25 protein-coding genes are annotated in these 23,588 nt (G+C 35.1%); 9 read left to right on the forward strand and 16 right to left on the reverse strand.

The window, feature by feature from the left end; all coding sequences use genetic code 11:
- Nucleotides 1-148 precede the first annotated feature (148 nt).
- A complete protein-coding gene (locus tag F938_RS01945; protein ID WP_005028916.1) occupies nt 149-910 on the forward strand; it encodes a DUF805 domain-containing protein in 762 nt (253 codons plus the stop codon).
- Nucleotides 911-1,327: 417 nt separating this feature from the next.
- Here the strand turns inward: F938_RS01945 and F938_RS24595 are convergent, their stop codons facing one another.
- From F938_RS24595 to F938_RS01970, 5 genes are all read right to left on the reverse strand, one after another.
- A complete protein-coding gene (locus F938_RS24595) occupies nt 1,328-1,435 on the reverse strand; it encodes a DUF2474 domain-containing protein (protein ID WP_085944238.1) in 108 nt (35 codons plus the stop codon).
- A gap of 101 nt (nt 1,436-1,536) precedes the next feature.
- On the reverse strand, nt 1,537-2,541 hold the full coding sequence (gene cydB / locus F938_RS01950) for a cytochrome d ubiquinol oxidase subunit II (protein WP_005028917.1): 1,005 nt from the start codon (nt 2,539-2,541) through the stop codon (nt 1,537-1,539).
- Nucleotides 2,541-3,977 carry a cytochrome ubiquinol oxidase subunit I gene (locus F938_RS01955; protein ID WP_004830850.1) on the reverse strand — a complete coding sequence of 479 codons (1,437 nt, stop codon included), beginning with the start codon at nt 3,975-3,977 and terminating at the stop codon, nt 2,541-2,543. The genes cydB and F938_RS01955 overlap by 1 nt, the downstream gene beginning before the upstream one ends.
- A gap of 283 nt (nt 3,978-4,260) precedes the next feature.
- Nucleotides 4,261-4,698 carry a DUF2946 domain-containing protein gene (locus F938_RS01965; RefSeq protein WP_004830853.1) on the reverse strand — a complete coding sequence of 146 codons (438 nt, stop codon included), beginning with the start codon at nt 4,696-4,698 and terminating at the stop codon, nt 4,261-4,263.
- A 293-nt stretch (nt 4,699-4,991) separates the two neighbouring features.
- A complete protein-coding gene (locus tag F938_RS01970) occupies nt 4,992-5,969 on the reverse strand; it encodes a GlxA family transcriptional regulator (RefSeq protein WP_005028918.1) in 978 nt (325 codons plus the stop codon).
- Nucleotides 5,970-6,095: 126 nt separating this feature from the next.
- Between F938_RS01970 and F938_RS01975 the strand changes: the two genes are divergently transcribed.
- The gene (locus F938_RS01975) at nt 6,096-7,883 is read left to right on the forward strand and encodes an acyl-CoA dehydrogenase (protein WP_005028919.1); all 1,788 of its coding nucleotides are present in this window, start codon (nt 6,096-6,098) and stop codon (nt 7,881-7,883) included.
- A 67-nt stretch (nt 7,884-7,950) separates the two neighbouring features.
- On the opposite strand, the gene F938_RS01980 is transcribed toward F938_RS01975, so the two are convergent.
- The 3 genes from F938_RS01980 to F938_RS01990 all read right to left on the reverse strand — a co-directional run bounded on the left by F938_RS01980 (nt 7,951) and on the right by F938_RS01990 (nt 10,778).
- Entirely contained in the window at nt 7,951-8,553 is a 603-nt protein-coding gene (locus F938_RS01980) for a nitroreductase family protein (protein WP_005028921.1), read from the reverse strand.
- A gap of 547 nt (nt 8,554-9,100) precedes the next feature.
- Nucleotides 9,101-9,592: a hypothetical protein gene (locus F938_RS01985; RefSeq protein ID WP_005028923.1), complete on the reverse strand. Its 492-nt coding sequence runs from the start codon at nt 9,590-9,592 to the stop codon at nt 9,101-9,103.
- A 355-nt stretch (nt 9,593-9,947) separates the two neighbouring features.
- Nucleotides 9,948-10,778, reverse strand: coding sequence for an enoyl-CoA hydratase/isomerase family protein (locus tag F938_RS01990; protein ID WP_005028926.1), 831 nt, complete (start codon nt 10,776-10,778; stop codon nt 9,948-9,950).
- A gap of 98 nt (nt 10,779-10,876) precedes the next feature.
- Here F938_RS01990 and F938_RS01995 point away from each other — a divergent pair, with 98 nt between their 5' ends.
- The gene (locus F938_RS01995) at nt 10,877-11,254 is read left to right on the forward strand and encodes a winged helix-turn-helix transcriptional regulator (protein WP_005028929.1); all 378 of its coding nucleotides are present in this window, start codon (nt 10,877-10,879) and stop codon (nt 11,252-11,254) included.
- Nucleotides 11,255-11,480: 226 nt separating this feature from the next.
- Here the strand turns inward: F938_RS01995 and F938_RS02000 are convergent, their stop codons facing one another.
- Complete coding sequence (locus F938_RS02000) at nt 11,481-11,945, reverse strand: hypothetical protein (RefSeq protein ID WP_005028931.1); 465 nt, start codon at nt 11,943-11,945, stop codon at nt 11,481-11,483.
- Between the two features lie 400 nt (nt 11,946-12,345).
- Between F938_RS02000 and F938_RS02005 the strand changes: the two genes are divergently transcribed.
- Nucleotides 12,346-12,789, forward strand: a complete 444-nt coding sequence (locus tag F938_RS02005) for a BLUF domain-containing protein (RefSeq protein WP_004830862.1) — start codon at nt 12,346-12,348, stop codon at nt 12,787-12,789.
- An 87-nt stretch (nt 12,790-12,876) separates the two neighbouring features.
- On the opposite strand, the gene F938_RS02010 is transcribed toward F938_RS02005, so the two are convergent.
- On the reverse strand, nt 12,877-13,134 hold the full coding sequence (locus F938_RS02010) for a hypothetical protein (RefSeq protein WP_005028935.1): 258 nt from the start codon (nt 13,132-13,134) through the stop codon (nt 12,877-12,879).
- A 235-nt stretch (nt 13,135-13,369) separates the two neighbouring features.
- Here F938_RS02010 and F938_RS24420 point away from each other — a divergent pair, with 235 nt between their 5' ends.
- Complete coding sequence (locus F938_RS24420; protein WP_004830864.1) at nt 13,370-13,516, forward strand: hypothetical protein; 147 nt, start codon at nt 13,370-13,372, stop codon at nt 13,514-13,516.
- 123 nt (nt 13,517-13,639) lie between these two features.
- Here F938_RS24420 and fumC read toward each other — a convergent pair whose 3' ends face one another.
- Nucleotides 13,640-15,034: a class II fumarate hydratase gene (gene fumC / locus F938_RS02015; protein ID WP_005028937.1), complete on the reverse strand. Its 1,395-nt coding sequence runs from the start codon at nt 15,032-15,034 to the stop codon at nt 13,640-13,642.
- 162 nt (nt 15,035-15,196) lie between these two features.
- Nucleotides 15,197-16,201 (reverse strand): NAD-dependent epimerase/dehydratase family protein, encoded by a 1,005-nt coding sequence (locus F938_RS02020; protein WP_005028938.1) that lies wholly within the window; start codon nt 16,199-16,201, stop codon nt 15,197-15,199.
- 476 nt (nt 16,202-16,677) lie between these two features.
- Between F938_RS02020 and F938_RS02025 the strand changes: the two genes are divergently transcribed.
- From F938_RS02025 to F938_RS02035, 3 genes are all read left to right on the forward strand, one after another.
- Nucleotides 16,678-17,322, forward strand: coding sequence for an SOS response-associated peptidase (locus tag F938_RS02025; protein WP_005028939.1), 645 nt, complete (start codon nt 16,678-16,680; stop codon nt 17,320-17,322).
- Between the two features lie 93 nt (nt 17,323-17,415).
- Entirely contained in the window at nt 17,416-18,033 is a 618-nt protein-coding gene (locus F938_RS02030) for a LexA family protein (RefSeq protein ID WP_005028940.1), read from the forward strand.
- Entirely contained in the window at nt 18,030-19,325 is a 1,296-nt protein-coding gene (locus F938_RS02035) for a Y-family DNA polymerase (protein WP_005028941.1), read from the forward strand. The genes F938_RS02030 and F938_RS02035 overlap by 4 nt, the downstream gene beginning before the upstream one ends.
- A 64-nt stretch (nt 19,326-19,389) precedes the next feature.
- Here the strand turns inward: F938_RS02035 and F938_RS02040 are convergent, their stop codons facing one another.
- The gene (locus F938_RS02040) at nt 19,390-19,920 is read right to left on the reverse strand and encodes a hypothetical protein (RefSeq protein WP_005028942.1); all 531 of its coding nucleotides are present in this window, start codon (nt 19,918-19,920) and stop codon (nt 19,390-19,392) included.
- A 436-nt stretch (nt 19,921-20,356) separates the two neighbouring features.
- Here F938_RS02040 and F938_RS23625 point away from each other — a divergent pair.
- Nucleotides 20,357-21,501 (forward strand): IS3-like element ISAba14 family transposase gene (locus F938_RS23625; protein WP_099046175.1). Its coding sequence is split into 2 segments (ribosomal slippage): nt 20,357-20,621 and nt 20,621-21,501, totalling 1,146 coding nucleotides; the frame shifts between segments, so codons are not numbered across the junction.
- A 689-nt stretch (nt 21,502-22,190) separates the two neighbouring features.
- Here F938_RS23625 and F938_RS02060 read toward each other — a convergent pair.
- From F938_RS02060 to F938_RS02070, 3 genes are all read right to left on the reverse strand, one after another.
- The gene (locus F938_RS02060; protein ID WP_005028947.1) at nt 22,191-22,397 is read right to left on the reverse strand and encodes a hypothetical protein; all 207 of its coding nucleotides are present in this window, start codon (nt 22,395-22,397) and stop codon (nt 22,191-22,193) included.
- Nucleotides 22,398-22,469: 72 nt separating this feature from the next.
- Complete coding sequence (locus F938_RS02065) at nt 22,470-22,697, reverse strand: hypothetical protein (protein WP_005028949.1); 228 nt, start codon at nt 22,695-22,697, stop codon at nt 22,470-22,472.
- A 111-nt stretch (nt 22,698-22,808) separates the two neighbouring features.
- The gene (locus F938_RS02070; RefSeq protein ID WP_005028951.1) at nt 22,809-23,024 is read right to left on the reverse strand and encodes a cold-shock protein; all 216 of its coding nucleotides are present in this window, start codon (nt 23,022-23,024) and stop codon (nt 22,809-22,811) included.
- Nucleotides 23,025-23,588 lie beyond the last annotated feature (564 nt).

Below are 23,588 nucleotides of genomic sequence, written 5' to 3' on the forward strand. Positions count from 1 at the left end.
ATACGATTAATATTATATCTAAAATGCTTAGGCTATTTAGATCAATATGATTGGCATTGCTTATTTACCCTTGTTTATATTTTTGTTTTTGACTAAAATAGCGCCGAAAATTTAAACATTCTTAATAAAAACAACGTATAGGAAACTTATGAATCCTCTTGAAACTCAGACTTCAATGTCTCAACCCCACCCTGCTTCGTTTACCCCCAATAAAGATAACCCATTTTCACCTAAAGGGCGTTTTGGTCGCCTGTCTTATCTTGCTTGGTTATTTATTATCAGTATGCTCTACACATGTGTACTGTTTATTATTGCTGGTATCGCTGTTGTCGCGCTCATGCAAACAGGAAGTCAGAATCCAGCTGCTTTATTGCAATCTGGCTTAGGCTATTTTGTTATTTTCCTCGCTGTTATTGTGGTTATTGCTTTTACCGTAGTCAATATTTGTATCGCGATCCGACGTATCCATGACTTAAATAAAAGCGGCTGGCTATGGTTGTTATTTTTAATTCCTCTTGTGAATATTTTCTTTGGTATATATGTGATGTGCGCCAAAGGTACTGAGGGCAATAATAACTATGGTCCGCAACGACAAACCGAACAAACAGAAAAGTTACTCGGTAGCTTATATGCTGTTTTCTTAGCTATTTTTATTGTGGCTTATGGTTCGATTGCAGTATGGATGATTTCAATGCAAGGCAGCATGCCACAAAGCATGGATAGTATGGAAATGACTGAGCATGATACGTCTAACTTAGAACAAGAACTTGCGCAAGCAGCTCAAGAGCTCGAACAAACAAGTGATGAGATCGAACAATCAGCACATGATTCTGAACAAAGCACTGAAGCAGCAAATCAAACTGAAAATGAAGATACTCATTCCAACACACAAGAAGTCAATCAAAGATAATGCTTCCTGAGTATTTAAAAGAGGTCTAATCAAGACCTCTTTTTTATTGAGCAATCATAATCATTATTTCAATTTTTCAGATTGGTTAATTAAAGAAAATTTAGCTTGATTTTCACGGCGTCTTACTCAACGAAAAAATTTGTCATCTTTTATCTAAACAAAAAAACACTGTTTTATTTGTAGTGCAAGAGTGATACATCACCTACGCAAATCTACTTAAACTTTAGATATAAAGTGTGGCAATGGAAAGTTCATATCATTCAACAATAGCTTTACTGGATAGATTTTATTGATCAAGAGAAATTATAATTTACGCTATGAGTTTTTCAATGGCTTAACGATATGAAAAAGATCTATTGATTTAAATAAAAAATGAGGAATAAATTCCTCATTTTCATTTGTTCTAAAAATTAAAATTTAATATGCCCATTGAATCAACATTCTAAAAAAACCTGCAATGATGGCTAACGTTAAAAAACCACCAAGCCATAACAAAATAAACCACTGTGTTTGAGAAAGTTTCAAAATTCACGACCTCGCTACTGACAATGTATCTGGTTTCAATCAACCCAACGATCAATTTAAATCGCTGAGTCTTCTATCTTCTAAAAGATTTACTGCATGAATCAGTGATAACCCTCATCCCCAATACGCACTTTATCTCTAAATACCCAATATGAAAGCCCGGTATAGATCAAAATAATGGGGATTAAGATTAAAGCGCCAATTAAGGCAAACAATTGACTGCTTTGTGGCGCTGCTGCATCCCAAATCGTGATAGACGGCGGAATAACATAGGGCCATAGACTAATGATAAATCCAGTATAAGCAAGGAATACCAAAGCTAAGGTGTAGATAAAAGGACTGAGTTCATTATGATGTTTACATGCACGTAAAATCAGAACAGTAAAGATCACCACCAAAATTGGTACAGGGCTAAAATACATCAATTGAGGCTGACTAAACCAACGTGCGGCAATTTCAGGGTGTGCCATTGGTGTATAAATACTGACAGCGCCAAAAATGAGTAATAATGCAATCACTAACTTCGGCATGAGTTGATACATACGATGTTGCAAATCAAGCTCAGTTTTAAAAATCAACCATCCGCACCCCAAAGCAGCATACAGTACAACCACTCCTAACCCTGTAAAAATCGTGAACGGCGTCAACCAATCTAATCCACCACCTGCGTACATATGATTTTCAACTTTAATTCCTTGAATATAAGCACCTAAAATCATACCTTGGAAAAAACTGGCAAGAATTGAGCCACCAATAAAAGCCTTGTCCCATAAATGTTTGGTTCTATTGGCTTTGAAACGAAATTCGAAAGCCACGCCACGGAAAATTAAAGCCACCACCATCAAGATAATTGGCATATAAAGTGCGGATAATACTGTGGCATAGACCATCGGGAATGCAGCATATAAACCCGCCCCACCCAAAACCATCCATGTTTCATTGCCATCCCAAACAGGGGCAACCGTATTCATCATCACATCACGTTCTTGTTGATCCTTGAAAAATGGGAACAGAATTCCAATACCCAAATCAAAACCATCCAGAACCACATAAATAAATACACCAATGGCAATAATGACAATCCAAATCAGAGATAAATCAATCATTATTTAGGCTCCTGTTCGTTTGAATCAACACTTTCATCTACACTGGTCAGTGGTCGTTTTGATGCAAGAATTACAGCTTCTTCACTATGTGCTTGACCTTCAGGTGTTGAATAAATAAATTGCGGACCTTTATGCATCAGTTTCAACATATAGTAGATGCCAATTCCAAAAACAACACAGTAAACCACTACAAAAATAATCAGTGTTAGACCGACTTGTTCAGCAGATACAGGTGATAAAGCATCTTTCGTGCGCATCACGCCATACACAACCCACGGCTGACGACCAACTTCAGTGGTGAACCAACCTGCAAGCAAGGCAATAAAACCCGATGGTCCCATCACAAAAGCAAAACGATGTAGCCATTTGTTTTCGTATAGCTTACCGCCCTTGCGTAAGAACAAAGCAAATGCTGCAAGTAAAATCATCAGCATTCCTAGCCCAACCATGATTCGGAAGCTCCAAAACACGATGGTCGAATTAGGACGATCTTCAGGTGCGAATTCTTTTAAGCCTTTGACTTCACCATCCATCGTATGGGTCATGATCAGACTACCCAAATTTGGAATACCGACTGCATATTTAGTTTCTTCAGCCTGCATATCAGGAATCCCGAATAAATATAAAGGCATACCTTCACCTTTATTGGTTTCCCAATGTCCTTCAATCGCCGCAAGTTTAGCAGGTTGATGCTTCAGGGTATTTAGACCATGGTTATCACCGATTAAAACTTGCAATGGCGCAAGGATTAAAATCATCCACATTGCCATAGAAAAAGAGGTTTTGACCAAAGCATCACGGCGACCTTTGAGTAAATGCCATGCAGCGGTCGCAGCAACCAACAATGCTGAAACTAGGAATGCGGCAGCTGCCATATGTGCTAAGCGATATGGAAATGAAGGATTAAAGACAATGGCGAACCAATCTTGTGGAACGATAATGCCATTTTCAATCGTGAAACCTTGTGGCGTTTGCATCCAACTGTTTGAGGATAAAATCCAAAACATTGAAATACAGGTACCCACCGCAACCATTGCAGTTGCAAAAAAATGCGCCCGTGGACCTACACGTCCCCAACCAAACAACATGATTCCAAGAAAGCCAGCTTCAAGGAAAAATGCACTGAGTACCTCATAAGCCAATAAAGGACCTGTGACAGAACCTGCAACACGGGAAAACTCACTCCAGTTGGTTCCAAACTGATAGCTCATGACAACGCCTGATACGACGCCCATCCCAAAAGCTACAGCGAAAATTTTCACCCAAAATTTAAATAAATCTTGGTATACAGGATTTTTTGTCTTGAGCCAACGCCATTCTAAAACAGCCAAGAAACTTGCTAATCCGATTGAAATTGCAGGGAAAATAATATGAAAAGACACTGTAAAGGCAAACTGTATACGTGCCAATTCTAAAGCTGTTAATCCTAAATTCATGACATCACCTTATGCATAGATAAAGGTTGAGTATTGAATGCTTCTCGCAATATTTTTTGTTTTGCCAGATCAGCATACGCCTGAAATTTAGCCATAGTCTGTTGCTTTATGTTTTCATTCTGAACGATTAACCCTAAAAATTGCATGCAAGGGATCGTTTCCTGCCATTTGAGGAAAATTGAATACATCATGGTGATTCTCTACATCATAAATTCGAAATAGCATCCGATTGTTTTACATGCTTAAAATTAAACATTTCAAAGCAATGGATGGATGAATATGTTTATGTATAGCGTATCGGTGGGGCTCGCCCTTGAGGAATAAGAAATAAACGCTGTAATTCAAAATAGACATGTTGGAAGGCTTCAACATAAGCCAATAAGCGTATTTGTATACGCACCAATATTTCTTTTACGCCAATTTCAGGTGGCATCACCAAATTACCATAGACCACGCAATACTGGCATTGATGGTTCATATCATGATGATCATGACCTGAAGATGTTGCCTGTTGTGTCTGATCTAAGTGTAAATAGTGATGAATAAAGCTGGATTCTTGCTCATGATGACTATGTGCATGTGTTGGACGTAACAAAGATTGAGTGATGTCTTCACAGACCGGAGCAATTTGATATTGTTCAGGCAAGAGCGGCTGTAAAAAAACCGCAAGCTGTAAAAATACTGTTGCAAATGCTAGCAACAAACCACTGCGTCTTAACACAATTGATTGCTCATATTGACAGAGATACGAAAAAGGAAAATGTCACTTGATGCAGTCATTCTTAATCTGTGGTCAATAATGACTGAATAAAAACCAAGCACATTACTCAACTTTTCTTATATTACTATAGTACATTTATTTTGTTATTCAAAGCTTCTTTAGCACTATTTTAGCAATACTTTGCACTTTTTTTCATTTAGATTTTCTATATAAATCATCACTCGAATAGATACATTGATTAATTTATAAACTACATTAGATAAATGATAGTCAGTCTTTCTATAAAGCGGATTTTAGCAACGGCTAAAACGACGGCGATACTCCAGTGGTGTCAATCCTGTCTTCTTTCTAAATAATCGTCTAAAGGAACTTGGATCAAGATAACCGACACTTTGCATAATCATGTCAATGGATTGTTCTGTTTCCTCTAAACGCTTTTGCGCGGCTTCAATACGAATCGCCTGAATATAACTATTCGGTGGTACACCTAAAGCTGTTTTAAAACGGCGAATCAAAGTCCTCAAAGTCACATTAAACTGCTGTGCTAAAAAAGCGATGCTGATCGGCTCTGCAAAATTAACTTCTATCCATTGTTGTATACGCTGCACCAATTCATCATGATGAAGATTAGAAATTTGTAGAATTGAATAAGACAGTTGACTACTACGACGATAATCAATCACAAAAGACTTCGCTGTTTGAATCGCAATTTCAAAACCATAAAAATGTTCAATCAAATGCAAGCCCATATCAAACCATGCCAATCCTCCACCAGCACAATAAATATGTTCAGAGCGAGTAATTAATTGCTCTGTCTTTAAACTAACATTTGGATAACGGCGATCAAATAAATCTTTAAAGCCCCAATGTGTTGTAGCTAGACGTTGATCTAAAATCCCAGCCTCTGCTAAAAAGAAATTACCCGTACACATACCGACAATCATCCACTGTTGTTGGTTTGCATATCGAATAAAGTCTATTACTCCTTGCTGTTGGCTAACAATCTGTTCAATAGAAGCCCCTATCGTCGGAACAACGATGACATCCGTAGCTTGAACCGCATGAAAGGCGATGTCAGTCTGAATCTGTATACCGTTTATACATTGAATAGCATCTCCGTTTAAACTGGCAATTTGGACTTGAAAGAGTCTCTGAACATCTTGGTTCTGAATACGATTCCAACTGGCTCCAGTCATTGAAAATAAATCAACAATACAGGTCAAAGCTGAAGCCAAAGCACCATCAAACCCAACCACGGTGATTTTAATCATGAATAAAAATGCTGTAAGAATAATAATGTCATTTATAGCACTGATGATGTCATTTTTGACAAGTCTTATATTGATATTTTTTGATTAAGCTCGTTTCAAAATAAAAGTATTTAAAAAGGAATTTTTATGTCTACATTGATTCATGCTAAAGATCTCAACTTTTTGCTCTATCAAGTTTTCGAAGCTGAACAGTTAACTGAATTAAACCGCTACAAAGAACATGATAAAACCACATTTGACAGCATATTAAATACCGCACAAGGTATCGCAACAGACTATTTTGTCCCGCATAATGCCAAAGCCGATCAAAATGAGCCTATTTTTGATGGCGCGAATGTCAAAACAATTCCTGAAGTTAAAATTGCATGGCAACAATATGCTGCTTCAGGTTTATTGTCTGCGCAGCATGATTATGAGCATGGTGGGATGCAACTTCCCACTTTAATACATATGGCATGTCATGCATTTTTTATGTCCGCCAATCCTTCTACAGCAGCATATCCATTTCTCACTGCTGCAGCAGCGAACCTGATTCAAGCGTTTGCTGCACCTCAACACAAACAAACCTTTTTACCCGCAATGTTTGATGGTCGATTTGCTGGAACAATGGCACTCACGGAACCAAATGTCGGTTCTTCATTGGGTGATTTGACCACCAAAGCGATTCCGCAAGCAGATGGTAACTATCTGATCAAAGGTCAGAAAATGTTTATTTCTGGTGGTGATCAAGATATTACTGAAAATATTGTTCATTTGGTTTTAGCAAGAATTCACGGTGCGCCGCAAGGCGTTAAAGGAATTTCACTGTTTATTGTGCCAAAGTTTAAAACGTATTTAGATGGTTCTGTAGCAGAATCGAATGATGTCCATTTGAGTGGTTTATTACATAAAATGGGCTATAGAGGGACAACTTCGACTGTGCTTAGCTTTGGTGAAAATGATCAATGCCAAGGTTATCTGATTGGACAAGCTGGTGATGGCTTAAAATACATGTTCAAAATGATGAATGAAGCACGCGTTGGTGTAGGTCTGGGTGCAGCAATGATTGGTTATCGTGGCTATTTAGAATCTTTAAACTACGCAAAAAATCGACCACAAGGTCGATTGGCTGATGAAAAGGACCCATCCAGCAAACCTGTCAATATTATTGAGCACAGTGATGTAAAACGAATGTTATTGGCACAAAAGTCTTATGTAGAAGGTGGATTGGCCTTATGCTTATTTGCTGCACGTTTGATTGATGAACATCAGGCAGCGGACAATACAGACAGCGCGATTCTTTTAGACTTGATTACACCAGTCGTGAAGTCATTCCCCTCCGCCTATGGTCCCAAAGCCAATGATTTAGCAATACAAGTGCTTGGCGGTGCTGGATATACAAAAGACTATCCTGTCGAACAATGCTACCGTGATAATCGCCTCAATCCGATTCATGAAGGTACCTATGGCATTCAGTCCTTGGACTTATTGGGGCGTAAACTATGGCAACATGATCAACAAGGCTTAAAAATACTGTTGCAACGTATTCATCAAACGCTTGATGAAGTCAGTGATGATGCTGCCCGCGAAATTGCTACGATATTCTGTAAGCATTTAGCCACGATTGAAAAAACCACCAATATACTCGGCGCTGCACTTAGACAAGGCAAAATCAAACAAGCCCTTGCCAACTCAGCACTCTATCTCGATATGTTTGGAAAGTTACTGGTTGCTTGGTTATGGCTTGAGATGGTCAATAAAGCAGTAAAAGCGTTTAAAGAATCAACGCATCAAGAGGATATAGATTTTTTAGCTGGAAAAATTCAAGCAGCACGTTATTTTATAATGTGGGAACTTCCTGAAATTGAACATCAAGCCAAACTTCTAATCAGCTTCGATGAGACATGTTCAATGATGCAAAATGACTGGTTTTAAATTCAAAACGGTTTAATGAAAGCACCTTAACTGCATAGCTAAGGTGCTTTTTTAATAGGTATTTAAGTTATTTAAACACTTTAAAACGCACAGCATCATCCATATATGTTTTTTCTGATGCGTCAGCTTCAATTGAACCAAACACCAACTGCGCACGAAGTTTCCAATTTTTAGGAATATCCCATTCAGCATGAACTTGTTCATCTACAATAGGATTATAATGTTGTAAAGAAGCACCTAAGCCATCGCTATTTAAAGCTGCCCATGTTGCAAACTGTGCAATCGCGGTAGAATGTTCTGCCCATACTGGAAAGTTATCGGCATAAGAAGGAAATTGCGCTTGCAAATCTTTCACGACATCTTGGTCTTCAAAGAATAATACTGTTCCAAACCCTGCAATAAAACTATCCATTTTTGCTTCGGTTTTTAATGCACTTGCTTCATCTTTAGCATAAGTTTTGAGTTGGGCTTTGACAAAATTCCAAAATTTTTCATGTTCAGCATTAAACAAAATCACCGCTCGAGAAGATTGCGAGTTAAAAGACGATGGGCTTTGTTTGATTGCTTGTTGAATGAGATCAGAAAGATATTCTGGAGAATGATTGACATGACGTCCAATCGCATAAATAGTACGGCGTTTATGAATTAAATCTAAAAAAACATTCGACATGAATTAAAATCCTTGGATATATCCTCGGGAAAATCCGATAGCACTAAAAATATTGTGAAGATATTTTAAAAAATCATTAATTTCAATGAATTGATAAAATCTGAAGTATTACAACATAAATAAGTGACTTATGAATATCTGATTTCGATATAAACTTTGAATCAAAACAAATCATCAACATTAAGTACTCTTCGATCACAGACCAATGTTTTCTTAATGGATTCATTTGATTTTTATCAGAACAACATGTTTGCTATTTATACAATTTTTCATCTTTATTACACATAAGTATCTTATTTTTAAATAGTGTCCTTATAATCTTCTGTAATCAAAAGTTGTAAGTTTTTATACCGCTTTAAAAAATCAATGAGTTATAAATGAAAGTCTTAAATTTAATGGGTCTACTCAGTTCAATCTTTATTCTTTTTTTTATTATCTATTCATTATAGCCACTTAATATAATCAGCCCCTAAAATGACACCGTTATAAGTTCAACAAGAACAGTAATGACTGTCCTTGTGAACGATGATGTACTTTCGAGATTTAATTAAAAATGTGCATTTAATACCTTTGCTGATACTGTATTTTTCCAAAGCTCACGTAATGTCGGCAAATAAAATTTTTCACCAAGATCAATCAACTCAGCATCAATCAAGGCATGTGTTTCATGCATAAATAAATAATCTAGCTCAACCGTAGACAATTGCTGCTGTTGTTTGGCAAATTCTTTACGCTTGGCTTGTGCTTGTTTAAGCAGTTGATCAGCAAAATCCTTGGTTTTATATTGACTGATTGCCTGTAATCTTAGTTCGATCACGCCCCAACCTGTCAATAGTTTTTTAAAGGTTTCAAAGTCTTCACTGGTCGACTCCCATGTCATTTTTTCTAGATCTTCATCTTCTGGGAGTACAGGAAGTAAAATTTCCATCACACTAGGAAAAATCTTTTTGAAATTTAGAATAAATTTAACAGGATGTTCACCAGGATAATCTTTAAACTGAACATGTTTCTGGACATCTGTTAAATAAATAGACAACATTAAAAAATCCTTAGTTAAGACACTGTTTCAAATGATTTATTCATAAAATATAAAAATACAAATAAGTAAAGAACAGCAAAAAATGCAATCTCACAATTATAACAGTATATTCGATTCTAATTTAAGTGTTAAAAACTCTTTTAGGCATTTTGGATGATTAAAAAACCATTGAGTAAGATGATTTTTTAATCCATCCGATTGAACTTTTTTGCATTTCGTGTCTGTTAGCTCAACAAGCTAAAACCATGACCAACAGACTATTCAAGCCATATTTAGATATTTTTTATGCGAAGTCTATGCTTGAAATTCGACTCAACACAGTAAGGATTTTTTCAAATTAAAACTCAGTACAGGATTAAGATAAATCTCGGAGTAATTGCTCTAAATTCTTTTCACCTATCTTGGTCTGAGCGCCCGCCTTTAAACCTCCACGAATTAATTTTTCAGCATTGGGAAGTGCAAATAGATCTGCCCATGCCTCGTGTTCACGTAGTAATCCTTCGCTCAGATTCACGGTCGAAACTGCTTTTTTCGTCGCAGCAATCACACCTTCTGGTAAAGCAGCAATATTCTTGGCAAGACGATTCACAAAAGCATCCAGTTCATTTGCAGGCAATGCACGATTCACCCAACCATATCGTTCTGCCAACTCAGCATCTACGAGTTCTGCACCGAGGATCACTTCTAGCACACGTCCACGCGTCATACATCGTGACAAATACTGTGTTGCGCCACCTCCAGGAATAATCCCCATTAATGCTTCACATTGGGCGAGTCCTGCACGTCCAATAGCAGCAAATGACATATCCATTGCAGCCACGAATTCAGCACCACCTCCACGGGCAAGACCTTCGAGCTTAGCGATGGTTACTTGAGGTTGTCTTCGAATCATTTCTCCCAAAGCTTGAAAAGGATTTAAACCATCAGGAGTATCTTTTGCAATCTCATCAAAAGCATTTGGCTCATCAATCAATGTCATGTCTACATGGGCAATGAAAAAATCAGGATCAGCACTTTGGAATACAATGGCACGACTCAATGGATCATCACGTACCTGTATTAAAAATTGCTGAATCTCACTCATCAAAGCAACATCTAACACATTGACTGGAGGATGGTTGATGCTCACCGTTGCAACGCCCTGTGCATACTCAATTTGGAGTGTAGAATAATTTGATGTATTCATAATAGACCTTGTTTTTTAGCATGAATAAGCATGGTATCCAATGTATACTAGGTGTCAATTACGCACCTTAAACATCCTAAGTATGCTGGAGTATACCGATGAGCACTGAACCAAGTCCGATCTATCGTGCCGATTGTCCTAGCCGTACCATTCTTGATCAAATCGCAGATAAATGGTCTATGTTGATTTTAATGGTTTTAGACGAACCGCATCGATTTAATGCGATTAAGCGACGTTTGGATGGTATTACCCAACGTGTTTTGACACAAACACTTCGTAAGCTTGAGCGAAATGGCATGGTGACACGTACAGTCATAGATGGAAAAATTCTTGGCGTGGAGTATGCTTTGACACCGCTTGGTCAATCGCTGAAAGCGCCTTTTAGTGCCTTATATGATTGGACTGTAGAAAACATGGAAATGATTCAAGCGTATCAGTCTGATTATGACAGTAATGATAAATCAGTCATTAAATGAGAATCACTAAATGAGAATGAACAATGTGATTAGATCTATGATGAAAAAATGCTGAATTAACCAATTGAGTATTCAGTCCATTCATCATCAGTACAAATTAAACCAAGCAGTTTTTGATTTGATCGTTTTAATATATCAAACTAATGCTTAAATCATAAAATATCATGGATGCTAAATCGCTAAATGAATCGCTGTGATCAAATTACTAACATTAAATATCATAATCTTACAAACACTCCCTATAATTTATTGTAAATCTTTTTAAAAAATCACCATCGGCATTGTTGAGTTGATAAATAAAATTGCCACGTGTCGTTTTTTTAAAAACTTCTGACTCAAGTAAGTCATCTTTTTTACACATATTTTGCTTAATCAAACGCTGATATTTTTGATCATCAAATTTTTTTGTTAAATCTTCTGTAGACTTAATATCTTTCATATCAGATTCAATCCACAATCCATCGCTAATCAGCATAATTCGAGAAACAACAAAGTCACGTTCTGATTGATCCGTGGCAATATTCTTAAAATTGTGATTAATTGCTTTAACCAACATGTTGTAAACATTGAGATCAAGGATATTAAATTGCTCATCAACTGCCCCACTTTGTAAAAAAGGTTGGTCTAATGGGCTTTGAGCATTTAATTCAGCACTTATTGATAGGCTGAGTAAGAAAAATAAATAACGCATTGTTTGTTCTCATTATTTAAGGCGTTGTTTAAACCATTATTCTATTCATATAGAGTTCATCTATAGAATATTTATAACACATGCTAAAGACATGATGAATCTATTTATATCAAACCGCCATCATGAATTTTGGCTCAGTCTTAGCCCACTATTCCAACTAATTTACTGCGTTTTTTTTATTAAAGAACATCTGTATAGTATCCCTGACCATTGAAGAGAGTGGTCAACACGACAATAAAGAAAGTGGATACTGACCTGCAGGAAGCAGGTCTATTTTTTCCATTTACAAGAAAATTAACATTAATTTCATCTGAAAATTCCTTGATATTTACATAAAAATATATGATTAAGCGTGTTTTATGTAACAATCAAAGCTCCCTCCTTAAAAAGAGAATCAAAGATGGAGTCTGTTCGACTTTTATATGTTAGTAAAATTGCTAGAGTAGATTCAGGTTTAAAGCAAAATTTAATCAATATCTTAGACGAAGCAATTGATTTTAATTATCGTAATGGAGTTACTGGTGTGCTCTATTATGGACATGGATATTTCGTCCAATGTTTAGAGGGAAATAAAAACATCATTGATGATTTATTTTATAATCGAATTGTCAAAGATGAACGGCATATCAATTGTGAAATCTTATATTATGCAGAAAATCAGACATGCTTATTTTCACAATGGACGATGAAATTTTCCCCAATCAATAAAAAGATTTCAGAATTTTTTATGCAGTATCATTTAGAAGCGTTCAATCCTTACTTACTCACTGACGAAACAACAGAAAAATTTATATCTATTTTGGCTTGTGAACCTGAATATCATGTCAACGAGTTTGTTGCATAAGCCTCTTTTGTGACAGAACCACCACATGATTTTTAATCATAGAGGTGGTTTTTCAGACTGAACTTAAATTGTTTTCTCTTGATCTATTCAAAGTTGCCGCTGTCTTTCCTCTTCATTAATTCGTTCAAGACGCTTTGACCAATATTGGAAGGCATATTGATATTTGGCAAAAAAAGCAAAAAACATAAAGGTTAAAGCAGGTTTTAAAACAATTTGTTCTGCTTCACCCGTTACCCTGTCATAAATACTTTGACCTAGAGATAAAAAAGTTAAAACCATAAACATAAAAAAGCTTAATCTTAAAAAATTATCGAAACTTTTTCCTTTAAACATTTTATCAAACATAATTAAGAATACATCTCATTATCATATAAATTATAAGTATAAAATATTTAAGGACTTTTACAAGCTCTATAGATTTACGGCGTAGGATTTCTCAAAATTTTCTTTAAATTTAACTTGCTACGTAAAGTTTCATATACTTACGTGCCTCACGCTTCAACTACATTTTTTCACACAACAAATAGAATAATGCTTCATGATAAAAAATAAGCACTTAATTAATTTGAGGTTAATGAATATGTCAATCGATAACAATCATTCTCCAACTGAAGAAAGAATTGAGAAAGCACAAGAAAAGCGTCGTATTCCGAAATATATTTTATTTATAGTTGCATTATTTTTAATCGCAATTATTGTCTATATGCTCTCTACATGGCGAGGTTAAGCGGATAAGCATTGTTTTTAAATTTCTAAACAACCAACTCAACATAGTCATGCGCTATTCAACATTGATATTTATTGTATAAAAAAGGGCTAAAAATTTTTAGCCCTTTTTTAAATTTTTTAGCTACTTAACGTTTGGATGTACCATTTTTTCAGGTTGAACCACTTCGTCAAATTGTTCTGGAGTGACAAAGCCTAGCTCTACAGCGACTTCTTTTAAGGTTTTATCTTCTTTATAAGCAGTTTTCGCTACTTTTGCTGCATTTTCATAACCAATGACAGGATTCAGTGCAGTCACCAGCATCAACGAGTTATGTAAAAAATAATCAATTTTTTCACGATTTGGTTCAATGCCTGCTGCACAATGCTCATCAAAACTATTACAAGCATCACCAAGCAACTGCACAGATTGAACAAGATTATATGCAATAACAGGCATATACACATTTAACTCAAAATTACCTGCCGCACCTGCAAAATTGATCGTTGTATCATTCCCCATCACTTGTGCAACCACCATCGTCATTGCTTCACACTGCGTAGGATTCACTTTGCCTGGCATGATACTTGAGCCTGGTTCATTTTCAGGAATACGCAGCTCACCTAAACCACAACGAGGACCACTCGCCAACCAGCGGATATCATTGGCAATTTTATTAAGACTCGCAGCTAAAGTTTTTAATGCGCCTGACGCGAATACAGCTGCATCACGCCCTGCAAGTGCTTCAAACTTATTAGGGTTGGTAATAAATGGAAGACCAGTTAATTTAGCTAATTCTTCAGCAGCTTTTTCGGCATAGTCAGGATGAGCATTTAAACCTGTTCCTACGGCTGTACCACCTAACGGCAACTCATATAGCCAAATCAAAGCTTGCTGTAAGCGCTTTAGTCCATGATCCAGTTGCGACACATAACCACTGAACTCCTGCCCAAGCGTCAGTGGTGTAGCATCTTGTAAGTGTGTACGACCAATCTTGACAATGTCATTAAATTCTTCAGATTTACGATGCAATGTGTCACGTAAACGTTTGACTGCTGGAATGAGTAATTCATTGATTTGTAATGCAGCAGCCACATGGATCGCTGTTGGAAATGAATCATTGGTAGATTGGGCACGATTGACATGATCATTAGGATGAACAGGTTTTTGTGAACCTAAAGGATTACCAAGTTTTTGATTGGCAATATTGGCAATCACCTCATTACAGTTCATATTGCTTTGTGTACCAGAACCCGTTTGCCAAACTACTAAAGGAAATTGACTATCCCAATTTCCAGCAATCACTTCGTCAGCTGCTTCTACGATATATTGGGATAATTCTTGCGGAATTTGATTGAGGCTCGCATTGGTAATCGCTGCGGCTTTTTTAACAAATCCCATTGCTTTAATCATAGGACGAGGCATATGTTCGGTGCCGATCTTAAAGTTTTCTACACTGCGTTGAGTTTGTGCTCCCCACATCGCCTCACTAGGAACTTCAACTTCACCCATTGTGTCGTGCTCAATACGTGTCTGCATTTTCAACCTCTCAATCGTCCGAATTTAATTTTCAAGTGACAGCTTATAATGTGATCATCTTTATGCAATGAATACAAGCCATTACCCCAGCGAAATCTTATGCTAAACAAATAGGCAACCAATGTAAATGATAATTATTTACAATTATGCATTTTCTACATATCAACAATTATTCAAGGTATTTTGGTAAAAACGCCATTCATCTTGAATCATTTGTTTAAGTGAGCGTTTTGCCTCCCACTTTAAAACATCTAACGCTTTATGGCTATTCGAAGCCACTTGATCAAGTTCATGTATTTGGTAAACCGCATCAATTTGATGAATTTGCTGTGCAGTTACATCCTCGATCGTATTGATTAAATCTTGAATCGAACTTACAGTCCCTGAAATATCAAAACTTTCACAGACATTGTTCTGCTCTTGTAGCCAATAGATACTGGACTGGATCGCATCACAAACATCAAGTACATGTACAAAACTACGCTCAGTGGTTTTATCTTGGGTATTGGCGTGACGGTGAACTTCAATCAAATCTCGCTGTTGTGCAGCGACCTGCAATGCTAATGGAACAATATTTTTCGGTAGCGGAGTGACAAACTCCCCCAATACACCATGTTCAAAAGCACCAACCACGTTGGATACCCTAAGCGTTGCAATTTTCCATTCCTGATCCGTTCTAAAGGTGTCCTTGATGATTTCTTCAATCATCTGTTGAGATTTAATATAAGGATTCGGATAAGAATAATTAAAAGCAATTTCTTCGTTTAAATCTAAACTCGATTGTGCATAAACCATAAGGCTAGAAAGATGAACCAGACTTCTGACCCCTGTGCGTTGCATTGCTCGCAATAAACTCATAATACAACTGACATTGTCATTATAATATTCAAGAGGTTTCAGATTAGATTCTTCAATGGATTTGAACCCTGCACAATGTACAACGGTATCTATTGAATATTGTTCAAATACTTTATTTAGTGCAGGAGTATTACGAATATCAATTTTGACAAATGGGATATACATTCCTGTAATAAATTCTAAACGCTCTAAACACTGCAGATTTGCATTGGCTAGATTATCAACAATGACGACCTCTTGCCTTTGAGCTAGCAAACTTAAAACCACATGCGAGCCTATAAAGCCTAAACCACCAGTCACTAAAATCATTGTATAGATACTCCTTTTAAAAATCAATTACTTGCATAATTTCGGTGTTTATTTGGTGCGTTCATTAATTCATCCACTAGCCAGAAAAACTAAAACCAACTTAAATATCCTTAACTTATTAACCTACATGATCATTAATTTAATCTTACCGCCTTACAAATATAGTGTGTGTTGCAGTTCAGTTATGGTTGGAAATATAAAATCCACATTTCATCCACTTTTACAAAAAATACCTTATATTGGAAAAATAGCCGTAGACCAATACTTTTATTTTTGTGATAATTCGCCCTTTAGATTAATTAAAAAAAACACATAAAAACAAAAGTTTATTAAATTAAAAAAGTTTAGTAAAACTTGATATCAAGTTTGGTCAAAGTAATATTTTGCAAATTAAACAAATCCACAGTGAATTCTATAGATATAAGGGATATTGTATTTATACATAACATTCCGTTTTTTCATATCGAGAATAAAAAATGTGCTCTAACTATGAAATTCCTAAACGAAGTGCCCTCACCCGACTTGATGTCGAGGTTGGTCCGTTAGATTTGGAATTAAAACCGCATATTTACCCAGGGTATCATGCACCAATTATCATGAAAGATTTTGATTTGGATTTCGGTAAGTTTGGGCTTTTGCCCGCTTGGGCTAAAGATTTTAAATTCAGTTCTTATACTTATAATGCAAGAACTGAAACTGTCGCTGAAAAACCGAGTTTCAGACACGCATGGAAGTACAGTAAATTTTGCTTGGTACCCGTCCAAGAATTTTATGAACCTAAGTACATAGATGGCAAAGCACACTGGTACACAATAAAGCGTGAAGATAATCAGCCTTTTACAGTTGCTGCTATTTATGATGATGCTGTAATTAAAGACTCAAAAGTCAGATCGTTTTCGATGCTTACGATCAATGCAGATCATCACCAATTCATGAAGCAATTTCACGCTCCGACAGATGAGAAGCGTTCAATCATTGTCATCCCAGAAAAATATCGCAAAGACTGGCTCAATGCCGACAATGAACATGCTCACGAATATTTCTTTGAGCTTACAGACGAATATGTAACATTTTCACGTGACCATTCATCTGAATCAGTCAAACAAAATGACCTCTTCTAATTTAGTATTGATTATCCACAGCATTTAAATTTGAAATTTCATTTATTACATTTTAAAATCTTGATTATGTAACATATTCAAGTGGTGTAATTTATGAACATTAACCTAGATGTCAGCTCATCAAAAGAAAGACTTATGAGTCTAAAGAATGTAAATCTAGACCACTTGAAAGGTTCTAAAATCATTGATATTAGAGAGCATTCTTTAAAATCTCAGCATATTCCTGACATATCAAAAATCTCATCATTTCAAGCAATAACTAATGCTTCAATCCCCTTAGTTTTAAACAAAATTGCTGCCGGTTTTCCCTCCCCAGCCGAAGATTATATTGATAAAACTGTCGATATGAATGATCTATTGATCTCAAACAAAGATGCAACTTTTATTGTCCAGGTTGAGTCTCTTTCAATGAAAGATGTGGGAATTGAAGTTAACGATTACTTAATTGTTGATAGAAGCATTCGCTCTCAACATTATGATATTGTCGTTGCATTCATCGACAATGATTTCACCGTGAAAAGATTGATGATTACACAACAAATGTCACATCATGAATTGTTTGATATTTTTCAGAAGCAATATGATTTTAAAGATTTACCAGCCGTTTGGCTCAAACCTGAAAACATTGAGTATCAGCCAATACTTCCTCGATCAGAACAAGAATTGGTAATTTGGGGTGTTGTCACCAAAGTTATTAAGAACTTCAAATGAAACATGAAGAAAAGATATTTGCACTTATTGATATCAATAATTGCTATGTCTCGTGTGAACGTTTCTTTAATCCAAAGTTAAACAATGTCCCAGTCATAGTTTTATCTAATAACGATGGGTGTGCAGTTGCCCGAAGCAATGAAGCCAAGCAAATGGGAATTAAGATGGGGGTTCCTTTATTCCAGATTAAAGATGTTGTACAGAAAAATCATGTTCAAGTACTTTCGAGCAACTATGCAATATATGCGGAAATGTCACGCCGATTTCATTCGATACTTGCAAGTTATGTGGCTCCACACGAACAAGAAATTTATAGCATAGATGAATGCTTTCTAGATCTTACAAGCTTTAAACATAACTATGATTTGGTGGAATACTGCCAAGGTATGCGAGAACGTATTCAGGAGTGGATCGGTTTGCCTGTTTCAATTGGTATAGGAAGATCAAAGACAGAAGCAAAAATCGCCAATAATATGGCAAAGAAAGGGAAAAGATTTAACGGAGTGTGCGATCTAGCAACCATGGACCCGAAACATCGAGATTACTTTTGGTCGCTTGTTGAGGTTAGTGAAGTATGGGGTGTAGGGAGAAAGCAGAATAAAAAACTTAATGAAATGGGGATTAAAACGGTACTGGATTTATCTAATGCGAACCCACCAATCATGGGTAAGATGTTCACAGTATGCATGCAGAGAACAGTTTTAGAGCTTCAAGGTATCTCTTGTATGCAAATTGATGATCAACCCAAGCCTAAACAACAGATTGTTGCAAGCAGATCATTTGGCGTCAAAATCACAGAGCTGCAGGACTTGAAAGAAGCAATGTCGAAATATGTTCAAGATGCCGTAGGTCGATTGAGAAAGGAAAAATTATTATGTGGTGTGATCACAGCTTTTGTTCAATCTAATCCTTTTGATGCTTCTGTGCCGTATTACAGCAAAGCTCAAACATACAAATTTTCAGAACCTACTGATTGTGTTTTAGATCTGGTTGAAGTCGCTTACTTGTTATTAGAGAAAATTTATAAGCCTGGCATCAAGTATAAGAAATGTGGTGTTTTTTATTCAGAGTTAATTCTGAAATCAAATCATATCCCCGACCTTCTTTCAGATCATCAAACTAGAATTACGAATGAAAGCTTAATGAAAGCTTATGAAGAAATACAAACAAAGTTTGGCAAAACCAAAATTTCAGTTGGTCCATGCTATTTTAAAGATAGAAAATGGTCTATGAGTCGAGATATGCTTTCAAAAAACTATTTTACAAAAAACGGATTAATTAAAGTTAAGTAGCATTAAAAAATTTATTTAAATTTATTAGCAAAAATAGCCCTTATAGGGCTATTTTTGTTCATGGTTATCGAGTTACTCTATCCCAAGCATCTTTAACCGCATGTTTTGCTTCTTCCCATTTCAAACGAGACTCTCTTTTGGTTTTTTCCCATTGAAGTTTTAAATCTGCTTCGACTTCTTCAAACTTTGTTTCATAAGGGTAATTGCTTCTAGAGATGTACCCTAATTGATATGCATCACGATAATCACGATCGTAGTCAACATCATCATATAAGTTAATAGTATCTTTGTAGTAAGGTCGAGTGTTATAGGTTTCGCGCCAATAAACGTCTTCATCTGTTGGATTTACAGCTTCAGAAATGCTTTTTCCAGCTAATCCTCCAACAACTGCGCCTACTACTCCACCGACTGCAGCACCTACTGGTCCACCAACAGCTCCAATAGCAGCTCCACTAACCGCACCACCTGTTGCTCCTACACCAGTACCAACCGGGTGTGCACCTGGTTCACCAGAAATAGGATCGGCATTTAATTGCTTACGTTGCTCTTTAGTCATATTCTGAACAACTTCATTATTAATATTAGAATTTGACATATTTAATCCTCTATTTTGTTAAAGTTTTTAAATCCAACTAATCATTCAACGAAGACAATCGTAGAGTAAATATTTATTATAAATATTAATATTTGTTATATTCTTTAGATAGGTTTGTTTAAAACAATAGTTCTATGAAAAATTAAAAATTATTAAAACCCTTATATCCATTGATTGACGACAATTATCTAAAAATTTCATAAATAATATAAAATTACAATACAACAAATTTAAACATCATTCTTCATCAATCAAACACAAATCACAATAAAACATGTACTTAAAGTATTAATTACTAACAATTAGATATAAATTACTCAAAAATTGAGTAATAATTTAATTATCATTAAAACATTTAAAAGAGATGGATCCGGAAATTTGAACAACTCCTATAAGTGATACTCTGCTCCTCAAATGATGTTATAAACATCAATATATGGAGTATTTTATGGCACGTAGACCAAGAAGAAATCATTCAAATGATTTTAAAGCTAAGGTAGCACTTGCTGCGATCAAAGCAGAAAAAACACTTGCTGAATTGAGTTCTGAGTTTGATGTTCATCAAAACCAAATTATTGACTGGAAAAATCAATTGATCTCAGCTTCCTCACAAGCTTTCGATCAATCAAAAGCTCCATCAGAACCTCCCATTGATCTTAAAAAGTTACATGCAAAAATCGGTGAGCAGGCATTAGAAATTGATTTTTTAGAAGGTGTGTTGAAGAAACTGGGCCGCTTCAACCACAAAAGTTAATCGATCACTCACTTCAGATTTCAGTATCTAAACAAGCTAAGTTACTGAAAGTCTCTCGTGGTTGTTATTATTATCGCCCAAAACCTGTTAGCTCATCAGATCTGAAGCTGATGCGATGTATTGATGAATTACATATGCAATATCCTTTTGCAGGCAGTCGTATGATGCGTGATTTGTTGAATCGTCAAGGACATCATATAGGACGACGTCATACACGTACTTTAATGAAGAAAATGGGTATTCAGGCGTTATATTGCAAACCAAATTTAAGCCAGGCTAATCAAGCTCACCGTAAATATCCATATCTGCTCAAAGGATTGGCTATTCAGCGCAGTAATCAAGTGTGGTCTACTGATATAACGTATATCCCTATGGCAAAAGGCTTTGTTTATTTATGTGCTGTGATTGATTGGCATAGCCGCAAGGTACTTGCGCATAGGGTATCGATTAGTATGGAGGTGGATTTTTGTATTTCGGCTTTAAATGAAGCGATTGAAAAATATGGATCACCTGAAATATTGAATACAGACCAAGGCAGTCAGTTCACCAGTGATGCATTTATTGATGTATTGAAATCAAATGGCATTCAAATCAGTATGGATGGTAAAGGTCGATGGGTAGATAATGTGATGGTTGAACGATTATGGCGGAGCGTTAAATATGAAGAGGTGTATCTCAAAGCTTATAGCAGTGTCACAGATGCGAAAAAGCAATTGAGTGCATATTTTGAGTTTTATAATCTGAAACGACCTCATTCGAGTCTAGACAAAATGACACCAAATGAGTTTTACTATGATCAGCTACCCCAACAAAACAAGGTGGCTTAACTAGAGCGGAATATCACTTATAAATACGCTTTTAGTTGTTCAAACAAGTGGAACCACCTCTATGCTGTATCTAAGAATAATAAATTTTATCATTATCGTTGATACTTATCACTGTAAACACAAATTCTTTAAATTTTATTTTTTGATTGATTGAGACCGTTTCAAGCTCATCCCACAACTCAATGAAAAAAAACTCAGATGTTTCTGAGTAGATCCAAACCGAAAATTCATTTTTCTCCTTTGTAAAAGAATTGAAGATTATATCTTTTTTCTTAACAATTTTATGTAATTTAAATTCCGCATCCTGTAGAACTAATTGATATATATTCAAAAGATACTGCCTTATAGATTCAAAATACAATATACACCTTTTAAATATTTAATACAGCTTAATTATATTAATTTATTATTAGTGATAAATTTCAATGGCTTAGAGTTTAGAATTTCAGAAATTTTTCCTTTCGCTTGTTTTGTTTTTTTAATATTTTAAATTCCAAAACTATTACTAAGAACAAAGCCTTATTTAATTACCTAATCTTTATACCCTTCAAAGCTTTAAACTCAAAGTTTTTGTACTCATATGAACACCCCATTAAAAAAGCCTGTTACCAGACTTAATATTAGATTATTTCTTAAAGAAAATATCTATAATGACTTAAAAAAATTCATCTGAAAAGATTTAATAATCTTTAAGAAATTTTAACAATCTTAAAAATTTTACCACTTAATGTACTTTGAAAAAACATTTCAAAGCTAGGTCGTATGTCTTCACCTTCAACTGTAATATATTTTACATTAGAAAAACATTGAGTATTAGCAAAATAATTATCTACCGTTGCTTGAATGAGATATTTAATTCCAAACTGATCTTTAACACTTATATTTTGTTTATGCATAGCGATATCCTAATAAAATTATGGTAGAAATAATTGATCTGCCTAAGTATTCAAAAAATAATCGTGTTTTATTTAAACAACTCTATGATTTAATTTAAATAATTGATTTATAGAGGTGTAGAAGGTACGTCCATCTAAATTTAAATCAACTTCAATTCCAGAGGAAAGAAGAACTCTTTTGCCAACTTCAACCATTTTAAAACCTTCACGTGTGCTTTGTATTTTATTTAAAGGAATTAAAGACACAAGAATTTCTGTACCATTTTTAGATTTTGCAATTAAATCATTTATTTTTAACAATTTACATCCTAAATTTAAAATTATCGACAATCTTAAAATTACTAATAATAATTTTTAAGAGAAAATAAAAAGCACTAAATAGTGCTTTTATTTAGTACTGCTTTTAACTACTTATAGAGCAACAATATTTACAGCAGTTGGGCCTTTTTGACCTTGTGCAATACTGAATTCAACAGATTGACCTTCAGATAGCGTTTTGAAACCTGAGCTAGAGATTTCACTAAAATGAGCGAAAACATCTGGACCAGATTCTGGTTGAATAAAACCGAAACCTTTAGTTTCGTTAAACCACTTAACAGTACCTTTCATGATATTTGAATTAGACATAATAAATCCTATTTATTTTAAAATTTTAGTCATTTTATTGACTATCGGTAACATCGAAATAATAAAGAATGGAGCTTAAAATCTGAAAAAAACGAAGGATTATGACTAATACTGCGGTACTTAGAGAAGATTTACCAAACATAACTTTTTCTAGTTAAGTAAATTATATATGAAAAATAACAATAATCAAGTTTTCTTTTATAGTTATTTTAATTTTACTTATAGAATTGGATTGTTTTTAAACTTACACATTGAAAATTATATGTTTTTTACCCCCTAAAATCTAATATTATTTTTTACACGCAATAAAAACCTCATTAGTAAATTCTACTTTTTAATATTATTTATTTCCATCAATTATACTGACCAATATAATTCATAATGAATTTTTTGATAATTTATTAAAAATTACCAATTGTTTTTTAATAATTAAAATTTCATATGTCTTAATAAAGCAACTTTTAAGAACTGTTTTTGAAATATGTAATCCTTAACCTTCAATTATTTTTAATGTTTTAATTAAAGAAAACCCTCACTGAGAGGGCTTTATTCTTCGCAACATTT

Source organism: Acinetobacter bereziniae LMG 1003 = CIP 70.12 (genome assembly GCF_000368925.1).
Taxonomy (GTDB): Bacteria; Pseudomonadota; Gammaproteobacteria; order Pseudomonadales; family Moraxellaceae; genus Acinetobacter; species Acinetobacter bereziniae.

What these genes read in the sequence shown, in the direction of transcription:
- F938_RS01995 (WP_005028929.1), top strand. Translation starts at nt 10,877, where the DNA reads ATGAGCACTGAACCAAGTCCGATCTATCGTGCCGATTGTCCTAGCCGT.
- F938_RS01970 (WP_005028918.1), bottom strand. Translation starts at nt 5,969, where the DNA reads ATGATTAAAATCACCGTGGTTGGGTTTGATGGTGCTTTGGCTTCAGCT.
- fumC (WP_005028937.1), bottom strand. Translation starts at nt 15,034, where the DNA reads ATGCAGACACGTATTGAGCACGACACAATGGGTGAAGTTGAAGTTCCT.
- F938_RS01955 (WP_004830850.1), bottom strand. Translation starts at nt 3,977, where the DNA reads ATGAATTTAGGATTAACAGCTTTAGAATTGGCACGTATACAGTTTGCC.
- F938_RS01945 (WP_005028916.1), top strand. Translation starts at nt 149, where the DNA reads ATGAATCCTCTTGAAACTCAGACTTCAATGTCTCAACCCCACCCTGCT.
- F938_RS02010 (WP_005028935.1), bottom strand. Translation starts at nt 13,134, where the DNA reads ATGTTTGATAAAATGTTTAAAGGAAAAAGTTTCGATAATTTTTTAAGA.
- F938_RS02020 (WP_005028938.1), bottom strand. Translation starts at nt 16,201, where the DNA reads ATGATTTTAGTGACTGGTGGTTTAGGCTTTATAGGCTCGCATGTGGTT.
- cydB (WP_005028917.1), bottom strand. Translation starts at nt 2,541, where the DNA reads ATGATTGATTTATCTCTGATTTGGATTGTCATTATTGCCATTGGTGTA.
- F938_RS24420 (WP_004830864.1), top strand. Translation starts at nt 13,370, where the DNA reads ATGTCAATCGATAACAATCATTCTCCAACTGAAGAAAGAATTGAGAAA.
- F938_RS01975 (WP_005028919.1), top strand. Translation starts at nt 6,096, where the DNA reads ATGTCTACATTGATTCATGCTAAAGATCTCAACTTTTTGCTCTATCAA.
- F938_RS02025 (WP_005028939.1), top strand. Translation starts at nt 16,678, where the DNA reads ATGTGCTCTAACTATGAAATTCCTAAACGAAGTGCCCTCACCCGACTT.
- F938_RS02000 (WP_005028931.1), bottom strand. Translation starts at nt 11,945, where the DNA reads ATGCGTTATTTATTTTTCTTACTCAGCCTATCAATAAGTGCTGAATTA.
- F938_RS02060 (WP_005028947.1), bottom strand. Translation starts at nt 22,397, where the DNA reads ATGCATAAACAAAATATAAGTGTTAAAGATCAGTTTGGAATTAAATAT.
- F938_RS02035 (WP_005028941.1), top strand. Translation starts at nt 18,030, where the DNA reads ATGAAACATGAAGAAAAGATATTTGCACTTATTGATATCAATAATTGC.
- F938_RS01985 (WP_005028923.1), bottom strand. Translation starts at nt 9,592, where the DNA reads ATGTTGTCTATTTATTTAACAGATGTCCAGAAACATGTTCAGTTTAAA.
- F938_RS02005 (WP_004830862.1), top strand. Translation starts at nt 12,346, where the DNA reads ATGGAGTCTGTTCGACTTTTATATGTTAGTAAAATTGCTAGAGTAGAT.
- F938_RS01980 (WP_005028921.1), bottom strand. Translation starts at nt 8,553, where the DNA reads ATGTCGAATGTTTTTTTAGATTTAATTCATAAACGCCGTACTATTTAT.
- F938_RS02040 (WP_005028942.1), bottom strand. Translation starts at nt 19,920, where the DNA reads ATGTCAAATTCTAATATTAATAATGAAGTTGTTCAGAATATGACTAAA.
- F938_RS01990 (WP_005028926.1), bottom strand. Translation starts at nt 10,778, where the DNA reads ATGAATACATCAAATTATTCTACACTCCAAATTGAGTATGCACAGGGC.
- F938_RS02030 (WP_005028940.1), top strand. Translation starts at nt 17,416, where the DNA reads ATGAACATTAACCTAGATGTCAGCTCATCAAAAGAAAGACTTATGAGT.
- F938_RS02070 (WP_005028951.1), bottom strand. Translation starts at nt 23,024, where the DNA reads ATGTCTAATTCAAATATCATGAAAGGTACTGTTAAGTGGTTTAACGAA.